The organism is Sphingobacterium composti (genome assembly GCF_009829075.1).
In the GTDB taxonomy this organism is placed as follows: domain Bacteria; phylum Bacteroidota; class Bacteroidia; order Sphingobacteriales; family Sphingobacteriaceae; genus Sphingobacterium; species Sphingobacterium composti.
Genome location: NZ_WUQZ01000004.1, coordinates 196,674 through 211,919, shown reverse-complemented (window position 1 = coordinate 211,919; position 15,246 = coordinate 196,674). Strand labels below are relative to the sequence as shown.

Annotated in this window: 10 protein-coding genes; 3 read left to right on the top strand and 7 right to left on the bottom strand. The window is 34.9% G+C overall.

Features of this window, described 5'->3' with window-relative positions; all coding sequences use genetic code 11:
* Positions 1–22: 22 nt before the first annotated feature.
* From GOQ17_RS04750 to GOQ17_RS04740, 3 genes are read right to left on the bottom strand one after another with little or no spacing between them, the layout of a single operon-like run.
* A complete protein-coding gene (locus GOQ17_RS04750; RefSeq protein ID WP_159635538.1) occupies positions 23–2,080 on the bottom strand; it encodes a RagB/SusD family nutrient uptake outer membrane protein in 2,058 nt (685 codons plus the stop codon).
* 23 nt (positions 2,081–2,103) lie between these two features.
* Positions 2,104–5,232: a SusC/RagA family TonB-linked outer membrane protein gene (locus GOQ17_RS04745; protein WP_159635535.1), complete on the bottom strand. Its 3,129-nt coding sequence runs from the start codon at positions 5,230–5,232 to the stop codon at positions 2,104–2,106.
* A gap of 20 nt (positions 5,233–5,252) precedes the next feature.
* Positions 5,253–6,578, bottom strand: coding sequence for an IPT/TIG domain-containing protein (locus GOQ17_RS04740; protein ID WP_159635532.1), 1,326 nt, complete (start codon positions 6,576–6,578; stop codon positions 5,253–5,255).
* Positions 6,579–7,247: 669 nt separating this feature from the next.
* Between GOQ17_RS04740 and GOQ17_RS04735 the strand changes: the two genes are divergently transcribed.
* Positions 7,248–8,705: a S41 family peptidase gene (locus GOQ17_RS04735; RefSeq protein ID WP_159635529.1), complete on the top strand. Its 1,458-nt coding sequence runs from the start codon at positions 7,248–7,250 to the stop codon at positions 8,703–8,705.
* A gap of 69 nt (positions 8,706–8,774) precedes the next feature.
* On the opposite strand, the gene GOQ17_RS04730 is transcribed toward GOQ17_RS04735, so the two are convergent.
* Positions 8,775–9,932, bottom strand: a complete 1,158-nt coding sequence (locus GOQ17_RS04730; RefSeq protein ID WP_159635526.1) for a sialidase family protein — start codon at positions 9,930–9,932, stop codon at positions 8,775–8,777.
* Between the two features lie 155 nt (positions 9,933–10,087).
* Here GOQ17_RS04730 and GOQ17_RS04725 point away from each other — a divergent pair, with 155 nt between their 5' ends.
* Positions 10,088–11,179 (top strand): MBL fold metallo-hydrolase, encoded by a 1,092-nt coding sequence (locus GOQ17_RS04725; RefSeq protein ID WP_159635523.1) that lies wholly within the window; start codon positions 10,088–10,090, stop codon positions 11,177–11,179.
* A gap of 94 nt (positions 11,180–11,273) precedes the next feature.
* Positions 11,274–11,861 (top strand): YceI family protein, encoded by a 588-nt coding sequence (locus GOQ17_RS04720; protein WP_159635520.1) that lies wholly within the window; start codon positions 11,274–11,276, stop codon positions 11,859–11,861.
* 38 nt (positions 11,862–11,899) lie between these two features.
* On the opposite strand, the gene GOQ17_RS04715 is transcribed toward GOQ17_RS04720, so the two are convergent.
* From GOQ17_RS04715 to GOQ17_RS04705, 3 genes are read right to left on the bottom strand one after another with little or no spacing between them, the layout of a single operon-like run.
* Complete coding sequence (locus GOQ17_RS04715) at positions 11,900–12,811, bottom strand: carbohydrate kinase family protein (protein WP_159635517.1); 912 nt, start codon at positions 12,809–12,811, stop codon at positions 11,900–11,902.
* 4 nt (positions 12,812–12,815) lie between these two features.
* Positions 12,816–14,309, bottom strand: a complete 1,494-nt coding sequence (locus GOQ17_RS04710; protein WP_236537056.1) for a mannitol dehydrogenase family protein — start codon at positions 14,307–14,309, stop codon at positions 12,816–12,818.
* Positions 14,310–14,322: 13 nt separating this feature from the next.
* Positions 14,323–15,237: an ABC transporter permease gene (locus GOQ17_RS04705; RefSeq protein ID WP_159635511.1), complete on the bottom strand. Its 915-nt coding sequence runs from the start codon at positions 15,235–15,237 to the stop codon at positions 14,323–14,325.
* Positions 15,238–15,246: the final 9 nt, after the last annotated feature.

Sequence of the window (15,246 nt, the reverse complement as noted above, 5' to 3'; positions counted from 1 at the left end):
AATTATCTTAATTAATATCTTACTAATTATACCCTGGGTTTTGATCCAATGAAGGTAATCTTCTCATCTCAGCACGTGGAATAGGAACCCAAACATATCTCTTGTCTACTTGACGTGTTAAAAATGAGGATGTACCCGGAGAAACTCTTCTATAGAATGATTCTCTATCTGGTCCATCTGGATTCATACCAATAATTGGTTCTCTTTCTGTTTCCTCATAAATTCCCCATCTACGTACATCATAGAAACGTCTATTTTCCCAAAGGAATTCCACCATTCTTTCACGCTCAATTTGGTTTTGAACTTCATCTCTACTTGCTAATTGCATTGATGACAGACCTGGTAATCCTGCTCTGTATCTTACTGCATTAAATGAATTCTTAAGTTCATCAGCATCTCGATTCAAGACATAAGATTGTCCACCTAATTCTACAGTATGACTACTTGTAAGGTTATTCAAAGCTTCGGCATAAGACAATAAAATCTCCGCATAACGTATAATAGGATATGCCTTAGGCAATTGTCGTGCACCAGTACCATTTATAGCATCGTAAGCATGATTCCATTTCTTAATCACATATCCAGTTAAAGGATAATTTGGAGAAGACGCTGACACACCACCTCTGCCATCTGCTTCTTGATAAAAATATTTAGCAGTATGATTATTTAAAGTAGTACTAGACAATGCTTGCCAAATAGCTCCATTAAAACCAATTGACGCATAGAAACGCATTTCTCTATTTGCATACATTTTATAGATTCCAGAATTCATAGGATATCCCGAAAAATTACGTGGTTGTGTCGTAAATAGATCATCATAAACACCTCCTGCAGGTAGATCGGCAACTGTTTCGAAATACGTAGAACCTCTAGCTTCCTCTCTTGTACGACCATCATCCATTAAGTATGAATCAATAATTTTTTGAGGTACTGCAAAGCGTCCCCATCCACCTAATGTTGGAGGAGTAGCACCTTGATTAATATTCGTGTTTAAATAAGCCGTATTTCTTCCCCATATATATTCAGGGTTGATTGCTGCTACAGCTTCTCCAGTGAATACATCTGAATATGATCTGAATGCATCTATACCTGATGCACCATTTGGATATGCATTATAAAAGTTTGGATCTGATGTTACATTAGCAGGCAATATTGGAGTTCTTTCGTCTGCAGGAACTGTGTAAAGTCTATACATTCCCATATCCATTACTCGTTTAGCAGCTGCAGCAGCTACAGCCCAACGACGCTCATCATATTGCTGAGATACATAATGTAGACCGTCTGACGATCTTGTCCAGTTTCCAAAATAAGAATTTGCAGCGGCGCCACCATTAAATAATGGACTTGCATGAATTAAACGTAGTCTAGCAATCAAAGCATAAGCTGCTCCTTTGGTTGGTTGCCCAAAGTTCAATAGTCCTACTGTTGTTGGCAATAATACTCCTGCCTTTTCGAATTCTTCACAGATGTATTCCATAGCTTCATCATAAGTAGCTCGTGGTCTGTCGTAATATTCAATACTTTCATTTGTATTTACGATTTCATCACCTAAAAGAATAGGTGGACCAAAATCTATTAAAATATTGTAATATGCATAGGCACGAATAAAGCGTGTATAACCTTCTATACGACTTCTGTCAGTATATGTCATATCTTGTGGTTTGTCAATATTCGCTAGTACATTGTTGCATTTTCGGATTATTTTATAATATCTTCCCCATTGATTTAATGTACCATTCGCACCATAATGATCTGGAGTGATATTACCAGTTACAAAATCCATCCCATAATAAATATTGGCTGTACCAGTACCTGTTAATCCATTGATGGCTTCATCTGTTGCCATGGGACCAGGAGTATAGTTATTACGAATAGTATTTGATTCATCCGGAAACATTGCTGCAGCTCCCCACATATATGCTTCTATATATCGTGTATTAGCGTAAGCAGAATCGATATTAAACTCGTCATCAAAGTAATTATCTATATTTAAGTAATCCTTACAAGAGGTCACTGTTACCAAAAGTTGCAATGCGATAGCTACCTTTGTAATTCGTCTTATAATTATTGAGGTTTTCATGTCTTTCATTTAAGTCTAAGCGTCTAAAAATTGATATATGCTTGCAACGAATATGTCGCTGGTATAGGGTATTTTCTACCTCCCCAAGCAGCTTGCTCTGGATCATATAATTTTACGTTGTCCCAGATATAAAGGTTGCTACCTACAAACTGTAAATCCATAGATTTCACACCTACTCTACGTAGGAATTTTGGCCTTACATTGTAACTTACCGTTACCTCTTGCAATCTTAAATACCTTGCATCATCTTGCCAGAATGTAGACAATTGACTATTGTTACTATTATTTCCATATTGCATACGTGGAAATCTTGCATCAGGATTTTCCGCTAACGATACGTCAATGCCATTAGCCAAAGCATATTCTCTTGGTATCCATCTATTAGCAGGATCATTAACTAATGTAATCAAGTTTCCATCCGTTCCTCCAAAAAATGGCATATATCCCATTCCTGTACTTTCAGTCACTCCTTGATAAGACATTGGTTGTCCAACATAAAAGAATGACGTTTTTCCAGTTCCTTTCATTAGTACACCCAATGAAATGTTTTTATAACGGAATTCACCACCAAAACCATACATTGTCAATGGATAATTACTATGGGTAATAGGCACTTTATCAAGTGTATTAATTATACCATCACCATTCACATCTTTATACTTAATATCTCCTGGTAATACTACTCCAAAAGTTTGAGTTGGACTATATTTAATATCATCTTCATCTTTAAACAATCCCAAAGCATGGTATCCACGTATAGAATTGTAAGGATATCCGTTGTACTCCAAGTATGAATATTCTAGATATGCTTGCTCCCAGTTTTGAACTACGTTCTTAGAATAAGTAAAGTTACCACGTAGCGTCAATGTCATATCGTTAGACAAATTGGTTGTATAGGTAATATTACCATCAGCGCCCGTACTTTTCATACGCCCTACGTTTGCGTAAGGATTTGAAATTACACCCACGTAATCTGGCACTTGCACACGTGGCTGAAAAATTCCATTACGCTGATCTTCAAATATATCTACAACGAAGTCTATTTTATTATTAAATAATTTACCTTCAATACCTAAGTTTGATTTTATCGCGCGTTCCCATGCTAAGTTATCAGCGCCAATACGTGTCTCATTGATTGTTTCAATATTAGGAATACCCCACACACTTCCCGCATCTATATCCGCCTTAGTCAAATAAGGGAAACGTACAGAATTGATGATACGGTCATTACCTACAGTACCATAAGATGCTCTGATTTTGAAATAATCTAACCATGGCATTTGCTCTTGTACGAATTTATACCCAGTAGGCACCCAACCAACCGCAATTGATGGAAAGAAACCATATTGACGTCCTGGTTGAAAGTTTTCTGATCCTGTATATCCAAAGTTTGCATCTAATAAGTACGTATCTTTATATCCATAGGTAAAACGGCTCGACACCCCTTGATACCTTACTGGAATAGCTGTTAAATTATTAGTCGCATCACGCGTATCTTTTGCGTCACTCAAATAATAATAAATGAGAGCAGACGTACGATGATCTTCATTAAATTGTTTACTATAGTTTATTGTTGATTCAAAGTGGTATTTACGCCATTGTGCTAAAGATTTACTATAAGCTGCAGGTCTTTCTTGTACTTTTTGCACCATCACAAGCGAGCCGTCAAAATTCCTCCCTGTTGCCTCATACAAAGAAGGTTGGATATATCTACGCTCATAAAAGTTGCTATGAATATCATAAGCACCTTGTGCTCTAATTTTTAACCCGTCAACCCAACTTGATAAATCTTGGTCAATAGCAAGAGTCGCCTTCCCTTTATACCATTCGTTGGCAGCTTTACCTGTACGGTTAATCATTACGTATGGTGACGATCGCTCACCACTACCTACACCTGGTAATAAGCCATTTGAATATTGAATAGGAATCGAAACTGGAGTTAATGTTGATTGTGTTTTCCAAATATAATCGGTATTGGCAATACCAGGCTGGGTATGTTGCGATAAGAAACCATCCGAACCTAAGAAAACTTTTGTACTCTTTGTAAGATTTATATCTAAGTTTACACGATAATTGTATGTGTTGTAGCCTACGTTTGAACTATAGATACTATTTTTGTCTACTTTATATGCCGCTGTCTCTTTATTACCTCCCAAACTTAGGAAATATCTAGCTACTTCAGATCCGCCACGTCCAGACACATAGGTGCTTTGACGCCAGAAACTTTTGTTTAAGATTTCATCTTGCCAATTTACGTTGGGATACATATCCGGATCTAAATTGTTTTCGATAATTCCTAATTCAGTTTCATTAAACATTATTTCACCGCCGCGAACAGCACTCGCTTCATTAGCTAATAATGCATAATCATACGCTCCAAGGTACTCAGGCAATCTATTCAAATGAGACAAGGTAGAATTAACACGACCCGTAATCTGAATCCTATCTACAGTACCTCTTTTTGTTGTCACTAAAACAACCCCATTCGCACCTCTTACACCATATACAGCTGTTGCTGACGCATCTTTTAATATAGAGAAACTCTCTACATCAGCAGGGTCAATAGTATTTAAATCACCCTCTAATCCATCGATAAGCACGAGCGCCTTTGCATTAGCACCAAAAGTTCCAATACCACGCACCCAGAAATCTGCAATATTAGCTCCCGGCTCTCCCGAACTTTGCATAGATATAACACCAGCTGCACGCCCACCTAAGAGATTCGCCATAGAAGGTGCTGGACTTTGCAATTGCTTCACATCGACTGTCGTAATAGCTCCTACAGAACTAATTTTTCGCTGTTGAGCACCTAATCCGACTACTACAACCTCTTCTACCTCTACGTTTTTATCGGACAATTCAATAATTAAATCTGCAGTAGATGCTACGACAAGATGCTCCACTGTTTCATATCCAACATATGTAAATACAAGTCTGTCACCATATACAGCCTTGATTGAAAATTTTCCTTGATCGTCTGTCGCAGTAGCTCCCGTAGGCTTATCTTTGACATAAATTGACACTTTATTAATAGGCTCTCCCGTTTCATTAACTACCGTTCCCGCAATAGTTAACTCTTCTGTTTGTTGACCAAACGATACAGTGATCCATAAGCATAATGGAATTATGCACAGAACATAAATGAACTTCATGATACAAATAATAGGTTTAGTTATTCAATTACTAGTTTGCGAATACGTGCATTATTCCAATCAGCGATATAAATATCACCTTGATCGTTTACAGCTACTCCCCATGGTTGATTAAATAAAGACTCTATTGGTCCACCATCTTTATAACCAGCTTTAGTTGGTTGTCCCGCTACTGTCGAAACAATTCCGTCTGCCGACAACATTCGAATACAGTGGTTACCATAATCAGCAATGAACATATTACCGTCATTATCAAACTTAATATCTTTAGGCAAGTTGAAAATTGCATCTGCTACGGGACCATCTCGAAATCCACCACCACCTGGTGCATTAATTCTCTTGAAACCACCAGTTCCATCAGGATCTCTTAAATCCAAAACTAAAATACCTTGACGTGCCTCAATAGGAGTTGCATTACTATGAAGTGTAATATATAGTTCCCACGGTTTTGCAGGATTTATTGCTTGACCATATTGTGACCCGTAAGGCCCTTTATGTACAATTGTTGCTGCATATGTTTCAGGATGTATCTTTGCAATATGCCCATCTCTAAAACGTGTATACAAATACCCATCATAAGGACAAAAAGTTACAAAGTTTGCATAACGATCTGCTTGAACAATTTTACCATAATCAGCTGCTGAGAACTGTGCATTTCTTTGGCGTAAAGTCCATGCTTCACGAGGATCAAATGAGAAGAACACTTCTGCCACAGACTCATGTGATACAGTCATAATACCTGTTCCACGATCAACAGTCACTCCATTTGCATATGGATTTGGTGATGATGCAGCTTGATATAATGCAGTTACTATATTTTCCTTTTCATTGATTCGTGCTACACCGTATGAACCACCATCTCTCCAAGTCATAAACAAATTCCCCTGTGCGTCAAGATCCAAATACTTACCATACACTTTTGCTTGATCTAATGTCCCCGCTAGGAATGTTTTATCTCCAGTACCAGTAACAGTACTTACTTGAGCTTGGATATTATACACATATGTTTCATCAAATGCGATAGAATCAGAACCTACAACAACGGAAATCTTTGGGTTTTCTCCAGGTAACCTTGGCACGATAGCATATATTTTATTACCACTAGAAGATACTACAGCAGCTCTCGCGTTATTAAAATAAACTTTTATCTTATCCGGATCAGAACCAAAATTTTCACCGCTTAATAAAATTTTATCTTTGGCTCCTCCCTCTTTGGGAAAGAATGATGTTAACTTAACGGGCTTATTTGGATCATAGTCCGCCTTACTATTTACCTCATTATCAGCACATGACTGAAATAGGTAAAACATCAGAAAAATACACCAAAATGGTTTTGTGTTTCTCATAATTTTAAGTAATGTAAATGTATAGTATATAGATATTTTTAATTGGTTGCCTCTAATATAAACAAAAGTTTTAGATTTCATGTAAAAAATTAATAAAAATAAATAAAATAAAACATATAAAAAACGACAAATGATAATGTTTTAAAACATTCGATAAGATTAATAACCTTTATTCATATTTTCCTGAGTTGAAACAAAAGTATACTTACTATGTTAATTACGTGTAAAATCCATATTAAGATTAGATTCAATAAGTAAATTTTGAAATATTATTAAGTGAAGAAGTTTTTTCCAAATAAAATATGTGGTAAGTAAAAAAAAGTAAAAATTAAATTTTTACCTACAATAAAACTTAAAATTTATAAAAGAAATAAATTTATACACCTAATAAATCAAGATGCATTTTCGGGATGTGGTGCTATTCAACATTGTTTGCCTCTTTCTTAAATACGTGTTAATACTTCACTGAAGAGACGAAACTTTTCAACTATGCAGTTTCGATGAAAAGAAAAAACAAAACAAGTGATCAAATTATTGAGGATATCAATTAAAAAGAAATGCTTCAAATAAAAATTGAGCCTATGCTTTGCGTAGTTATTATATAGAAAATATTTTAATTCACATGCAACGAATCAAGAATTCCTATCGTCTTTAATAAAAATGACAGAAATGAAAAGAATCGCAACAATTATCCTAACAATCATTTTATTAAATTTTAATTTCGAAACCAGGGCACAAAATTGTGATTGCTTAAAGAATTTCGAATGGTTAAAAAAAACATTTGAAGAAAACGATGCTGGTTTTGAATATGCTGTTTCCCGAAAAGGAATTCCTGCTTACCAAACGCATAATCAAAAAATACTAGAGAAAGTGAAGTCTGCGAAAACCTTATCTGAATGTGGCCCTATATTATATGAGTGGTTAACCTTTTTTCGCTCTGGTCATATTGCGATACAACTTAATTCTCCACAACTATCTAATCAAAATATTTCAATTCAATCTAACACTAAGATTAACGCTATAAGTGAAAAATATTCGACAAATATAGATGTATTCACCAACGTGTTAAGTGAAAAAGGAATAGCTGACTTTGAAGGAATTTGGTGGACCGATCCCTATAAGATAGGTGTAAAGAAAGTTAATTGGCAATATATTGGATTTATAATTGAATCAAGTCTTGAAACTTGGGCAAAAGGTGATATAAAATTTAAAATCGATATTGAAAAAGATAAATATAAATCAATATTTTATTTACGGGATCGCACTCCTGTAGAATCTCAATCTGTAATTTTAATCGGTAATAATCATTTAAAAATTGGCGATATAGTATTAACTAGACTTTACCCTACATTCGAAGTCGATCCCTATTATGAACAGTATTTTAAATCACAAAAATCATCAATCCCTTATATTGAGAGGTTGAACAATAAGACGCTATATTTTAGAATTCCATCTTTTAATTACTCCGAAAAAACAAAAATAGATAGTGTTATAACGGCTAATAAATCAATTATACTTTCGACAGAAAACCTGATAATTGATATTACTAATGGCACAGGAGGAAGCGATAGAAGTTATAGTGAAATAATTCCATTCTTATACACTAATCCAATACGTAATGTAGGTGTTGAATACTTATCTACACCTCTTAACAATCAAAGAATGATTGAATTCATTACCAACCCTGCATATAATATTGCTGAAGAAGAAAAAGTTCATATAAAAAAAGCATACGATACATTAGAAAATAATCATGGAAAATTTGTGAACCTGCAAGATAGCGTGGTGTTTTATACTAAACAGGACACGGTGTACGAATTTCCCAAAAACATAGGAATAATTATTAACCAAAATAATGGAAGTACTGATGAACAATTTTTGTTAGCTGCAAAGCAAAGTAAGAAAGTTAAACTTTTTGGCACTACTACGTTTGGTGTCTTAGATATTTCCAATATGTATTTTATTGATTCTCCATGTAAAGAATTTAAACTTGGATATTGCCTTACCAGAAGTATGCGTATTCCGGATTTCGAAATAGATAATAAAGGAATACAACCAGACTATTATATAGACAAAAGCATCCATACTTACGAATGGATTAAATATGTAAATGATATCCTTAACTAAAGTTTTAGATCAAAAAGAGTAGTTCGTTTATAAAAATAAACGAACTACTCTTTTTGATACTAATTTAAATTATTTGACTTTCACTACAGAAAACACAATCTCTTTGTAACCATCTTTTTCATACAATACACCAATTGTATTCTTCTTTACTAAGACTATATCACTGTAGGCTGCCCATGCGCCCCCTTTATAACCTTCTGGGCTTTTAGCCACAACTTTATTGAAGTACCAAGTTTTTCCTTTATCCTTTGATAGACGAAGCACTAAATTGTCTCTTAATTTTTCATCGGCAGCATTGCTTACAGCCAAAATATACTTATTACCTTTCTTCCATGATAAAGTACTACCTTGATTCACAGGATCAGGCAAATTTCTATCATAAAAAGTAGTATCCCATGTCACACCTCCATCATTCGAACAACTAACAATACGACTTCTAACATTACCTTGCTGATTTCGTGAGTTCATATACAGCTCTTTTGATGAAATTTGTGCTGCCATACTCTCATTACCTCCCTCAAATGTGATTTTATCAGCTATTTTGAATGTATCACCATGATCATCAGAATAGTAGGCGTGTGCAAAATAATCTTTGCCATCAGGCTTAGGATTACCAAAAGAATGATTTGCTGGAATATAAATACGTCCTTTATATTTTCCTGAATCAAACTGTAAGCCATGTCCTGGAGTATTTGCATATGCTCTCCAATCTTCTGAGAAATTATATGCGATATTGATATGAGGCATTTTTGGCCTATGTACTTGTGTAGTAATATTTACGGGCGAAGACCAAGATTTGCCACCATCGGTAGATGTAATGTACCAAGCTTCACGCAAACCTTTACCAGCTCTTACGTCATATTCATGATTGTTGCCCGTATTGTAAAATAGGAAAATCCGCCCTTTAGGAAATCTGGGATCTAATAAATCGACAACAGGTGCTGCGTTTCCAGCTTGTAATTTATCATAATCCGCTGCTACTTGTAGTGCCCCCCAAGTTTTACCATTATCTTGACTGATTTTGTATACAATATCGACATTTCCATAGTCACCAGCATGATCGACGCGTCCCTCGGCAAAGGCTAATAGATTACCATCCTTATTTTTAATAATAGCCGGTATACGATAACTTGCGTAACCATCTTCACCAGACGCGAATACAATAGTCTCTTGACCGTAACTTAATAATGTGCAAATCGCAAATGTGATTAGTAGACTAATCTTCATAATAGTTTTTGTATGATTGAGTGCTCAAGATATGTAAACAAAATGTCTAATTGATTAAGTTCTGAATAAAAAAATCGTTACAATTAATTTGAGTATATAATTAAAAAATAGTCTACATTAGACGTATTATGTTAAGAAAAATATTCAAATTCACTATGTTATTCATTATACTTCTCCTTGTTATCATCCTTATTGGAGGATTTCTATATATGCGATCAGATCGCTTTGGTGTGAATGCTTCTGGCGATCGCCTAATTCGGATGCAAAATGCCCCTAATTACAAAAATGGAGCTTTCGATAATTTAGAATTTACACCGGCCTTGGCAGAAGGCACATCCTATTCAGATATGCTTCGCGGTTTCTTCTTTAGTAAAAAAGTACGAAATTCACCATCCGTTGCTCTTCCCGTCATTAAATCGGATTTGAAAAACATTCCTTTGGATAGCAATGTATACGTCTGGTTCGGGCATTCATCATATTACTTGCAGTTAGATGGAAAGCGAATATTGGTCGATCCCGTATTTAGTGAGTACGCCTCTCCTATACGAATAAGTGTAAAAGCTTTTCCATTAACTTATAATTATTCAGCGGATGATTTCTCCGAAATAGATATTATGGTGATTACCCATGACCATTGGGATCATTTAGATTACAATACATTTATGAGTTTGAAAGATAAGGTAAAATATATCGTCACTGGTTTAGGAGTTGCAGCCCATTTAGAAAAATGGGGATATCCTGCTTCCCAAATCACCGAACTTTATTGGGGTGAACATGCTAAAGTCGATGGCATTGAGTTTACCTCTGCGACATCTCGACATTTTTCCGGACGTACATTTACTCGAAATACGACATTGTGGTCCTCATTTATTTTACAAACTAATTCTAAGAAAATTTACATAGGTGGAGATAGTGGCTATGGGAAACATTTCAAAGATATAGGTGAAAAATATGGGCCTTTTGATTTCGCTATTTTGGAAAATGGACAATACAATCAGATGTGGAAATACATTCATATGATGCCCGAAGAAGTGATTCAAGCGTCACATGATTTAAAAACAACTTACACCATCCCAGTGCATTCTTCTAAATTTCCCTTAGCAAATCACGCTTGGGACGAGCCTTTAATTCGTGTAACTCAAGAAGCCGAAAAACAAAACTTCCCTTTGTTGACTCCTAAAATGGGTGAAATCGTTTCATTAGATAATTATAAAAAGTATCCTAACTGGTGGGAAGGCATTGATTAGTTTAAATCTTATCATAACAATAATTGTATTTCTTAATATAGATTAAGTTTAGAACTATTTTAAAAGGTCAACTTTGTCAGCAAATAAGAAATATATGAAAACACTATTTAACATTTTAGCAGCTTTTGTACTATTTACTAATGTTGCGGTAGCACAAGTAAAATGGTCTGTAGATCCTGCGCACACGAACGCGCGTTTTGAGGTAAAACATTTAGGAATTGCATTTGTAGACGGACAATTCAAAAAATTAGAAGGTAATGTAGAGTCAACTTCTGCAACAGATTTCAATAATTCAAAAGTCAATTTCACGATTGATGTGAATAGCATCGATACACGTGTAGAAATGCGTGATGATCACTTAAAATCTGACGATTTCTTTAGTGCAGCAAAATTCCCGACAATGAAATTGGAAAATTCGGTATTGAAAGGCAAAAAAGGAAAATATACATTAACGGGTGATTTAACAATCCGTGATGTTACTAAAAAAGTAACATTTAAAGTTGTTCAAAATAACGGAATCATCACAGATCCTTGGGGAATGACAAGAGCTGGATTTACAGCGACTACTTCAATTAACCGTTTTGATTATGGAATTAACTATGCAGACAAGTTGCCTACAGGCGTGTTTGCAGTTGCTCCAGAAGTTGAAATCACTATTAACGTTGAAGTAGTAAAAAACTAATATACCTACCACGCTAACATTTTAAAAGCCATTGTAAATTACTGCAATGGCTTTTTTAGGATATGTGTTTTTTTGAAATTGATCAAATCGTCCTTTGAATAAATAGGATTAGCTCCCGATTTACTTGCTACAAAAGCACTAACTAAAGCCGCCTCTTCCATACACGTTTGAATTTGTTCACCTTGAAGTTTTTTGGCTAGAAAAGCCGCTAAAAAAGAATCACCAGCGCCTATTGTATCATCGACTTGGACTTCGTAAATACCTATACGTACTATTATGTCTGAAGAATAATAGAGCGCACCTTGAGATCCTTTGGTAAGTAATATTTCTTTCATTTTTGGAAATGTAGCAATCAAATACTTACATATAGCCAATTCATCCTCACTTTCTATTCCAGCCCACTTCCCTATTATATTAATTTCCTCATCATTTATTTTAAGCAAATCAACATGATGTAACAAATTAAAAATGATTTCTTTCGTATAAAATGGAAATCTTAAATTCACATCCATAACCGTATAAGTAGAAGAACTTACGTACTTCAAAAGTGTTTGATAGGAATGTTGGTTTCTTGCTACCAAACTACCAAAAACAAAAGCATCAGCTTTTGCTATTTGGCATGCAACACCCTGATTAAAAGATATATAATCCCAGGCGACATTTTCCACTATGGTATATTTGGGACTTCCTTTGGCATCCAAAGATACTTCCACAGTAGATGTTGGATAATGCGGAATTTGTATCAAGTAATCTGCATTGACTCCTAAATTTTTAATCTCAGACAATATTTTATCTCCCAGTTCATCCTTCCCCACTTGACTTATAATAAAACTATTCAAACCAGTTTTATTAAGGTGGTAGCAAACATTGAGCGGTGCACCTCCGATACGGGCGCCCTCAGGAAGTAAATCCCATAACACCTCTCCAAATCCTATAACAGTATGTTTCAAAATCTTATCTAGTTAAGTGTAAATTATTAAGATACTTTTTAAAAGTACCTGCTTTGAAATGGTTAATGGCTTCCAAATAGAAACTCAAAAAAAGTTCATTTTTACCCATATCTCCAAATACAGGATTGTATTCGATAAATTTGAGTGCAGAACTATCTTCGTCATCAAAAATTATAGACCATTCCCCTTTCAAACTATCTTGAACATGGCTCATACCATTTTCAATTTGATTTTGGCGAAGATAATACCACCAAGCCGCAACAATAATGCTCACATATCTTATCTTTGGTTTATGAAGTTCGCATTGACTTTGATAAATTGGCAATATGAACTTGGGAAATTTGTCCGAAGAGAAAGAGATAATTCTATCCGTACTATCATTGATCATCGCATTAGCAAACCTAGTTTTTACCTTTTCATAATACTCATGATAGTCAACTCCAGAAATGGGTGACAATACAGGTATCACCTCTTCATGCACATAAGCATTATACACAGAAGAAATCATAGGATCCAATACGGCATCGTGAATCGTGTTATAACCTAATGCATATCCTAATAATCCCACTAAGGTGTGTCCACCATTCAAGATCCCTAATTTCATCTTTTCGTAATACAACACTTTATCTACGAATTCTACACCAACCAATTGTAAAGGAGGAAACTCGGATAGATATTTACCTTTTTCAATTACCCATTGAAAATAATCTTCTGATACGACCAAACAATTATCCTTCACTTGAAATCGGTTAGTTAAATCTTCCACATCATTTTTCTTGGGAACTGGTGTAATTCTATCGACCATACAATTTGGGAAAAATACATTTGTTTTGACCCAATCTCTTAATGTCCTATCATAACCTTCTAGAAAAGATAACAATGATTTACGGAGGATTTCTCCATTTCCGATTATATTATCACAGGAAAGCAGTACAATAGACGAATTAGTATTTGACATTCTGTATTCTAAAGCCCTTGCTAACAAACCAAATACCGTTTTAGGATGCTGTTTGTTGTTTAAATCATGAATGATGTTCTCATTCTCAATCTTAAAAGCATCCTTTTCGAAATCATAATTATAACCTCCTTCTGTAATGGTTAAAGAAACAATCTTTGTATGTTCACTCGCTATCTTTTTTATAATTTTATTTAATTCACAATCTAAATGCAAAAAATCTTGTATAGCGTCGATTACCATTAACTTCTCTTCTCCGTCCGCATTCACCATCCTCAATGTATATAAATAGTCTTGCTCTCTGAAATTCGCAATCAACTCCTTATCTTGCGGCATTACGCCTACGCCTGTAATTCTCCATTTGGCATATTTCACAGGATCTTGTGAAATTAACTGCGCCAATGCAAAAGCTTGATGCGATCTATGAAATCCTCCCACACCAATATGGACTATAGCATTGTCTACCTCTTTATTTTCAGACACGCTTAGTACATCAAACGCTTGTGGTAAAGACTTTATGGTTTGTTTATTCAAAAAATTCATTTGTATTATTAGCTTATCTTTTTTGAAATATTACTGCTAAAATGATAATTACACCCTTAATTAATTGTTGCAAATAAGAAGTAACATCCAAAAGATTCATGATATTGCCAATCATTCCTAAAATAAAAACACCCAATAAAGTGTGAAAAACAGTGCCTTTACCACCAGATAGACTTGCTCCCCCAATCACAACCGCAGCAATTGCATCCAACTCCATCCCAACCCCAACATTTGGCGTACCTACACCAGTTCTTCCTACCATTAATAATGCTGCTATTGTGGTCAGCAATGCTGCCAATACATATACAGACATTTTTATTTGCTTCACATTTATTCCCGAAAGACGAACAGCTTCTTCATTAGAACCTAATGCGATTACTTTTCTTCCGTAAACATGATATTTGAGTAAAACGTAAACTATACCAAATGAAACAAATAATATGATAGCAGAATAGGGAATACCTAAAAATGTACCATTGGCTAATGTCAAAATACTAGAAGAATGCTCGCCGACAGTAATTGGGGCTCCTTTAGACAGCAAAAATCCACCGCCACGAACAATAGTCATCATTGCCAATGTAGCTATAAAAGATGCGATGTACTGATAAGCAACCAAATAACCAGAAATAACACCGCACAAAATCCCAAAAATAATAGAGAGTAATAAAGCTACAGGATAATAAACTTCGTAAGACAATAAGGCAAACACAACACCGATAAATGCTAAAATAGACCCTACTGATAAATCAATACCACCAGTCAAAATCACCAAAAACATTCCGATGCTAACCAAACCTATCGGCGCTACTTGACGCAACAAGTTACTTATATTGGTAATAGTCAAGAATGAATCTGAAAGTATACTAGAGACAAAAAGCAACAGTATAAAAATGATTAAAGTATTATTCTTTAAAATATAATTTTTCATAGGTTTTAA

Coding starts and splice junctions, on each gene's coding strand:
- GOQ17_RS04750 (WP_159635538.1), bottom strand. CDS start 2,080: ATGAAAACCTCAATAATTATAAGACGAATTACAAAGGTAGCTATCGCA.
- GOQ17_RS04745 (WP_159635535.1), bottom strand. CDS start 5,232: ATGAAGTTCATTTATGTTCTGTGCATAATTCCATTATGCTTATGGATC.
- GOQ17_RS04740 (WP_159635532.1), bottom strand. CDS start 6,578: ATGAGAAACACAAAACCATTTTGGTGTATTTTTCTGATGTTTTACCTA.
- GOQ17_RS04735 (WP_159635529.1), top strand. CDS start 7,248: ATGAAAAGAATCGCAACAATTATCCTAACAATCATTTTATTAAATTTT.
- GOQ17_RS04730 (WP_159635526.1), bottom strand. CDS start 9,932: ATGAAGATTAGTCTACTAATCACATTTGCGATTTGCACATTATTAAGT.
- GOQ17_RS04725 (WP_159635523.1), top strand. CDS start 10,088: ATGTTATTCATTATACTTCTCCTTGTTATCATCCTTATTGGAGGATTT.
- GOQ17_RS04720 (WP_159635520.1), top strand. CDS start 11,274: ATGAAAACACTATTTAACATTTTAGCAGCTTTTGTACTATTTACTAAT.
- GOQ17_RS04710 (WP_236537056.1), bottom strand. CDS start 14,309: ATGAATTTTTTGAATAAACAAACCATAAAGTCTTTACCACAAGCGTTT.
- GOQ17_RS04705 (WP_159635511.1), bottom strand. CDS start 15,237: ATGAAAAATTATATTTTAAAGAATAATACTTTAATCATTTTTATACTG.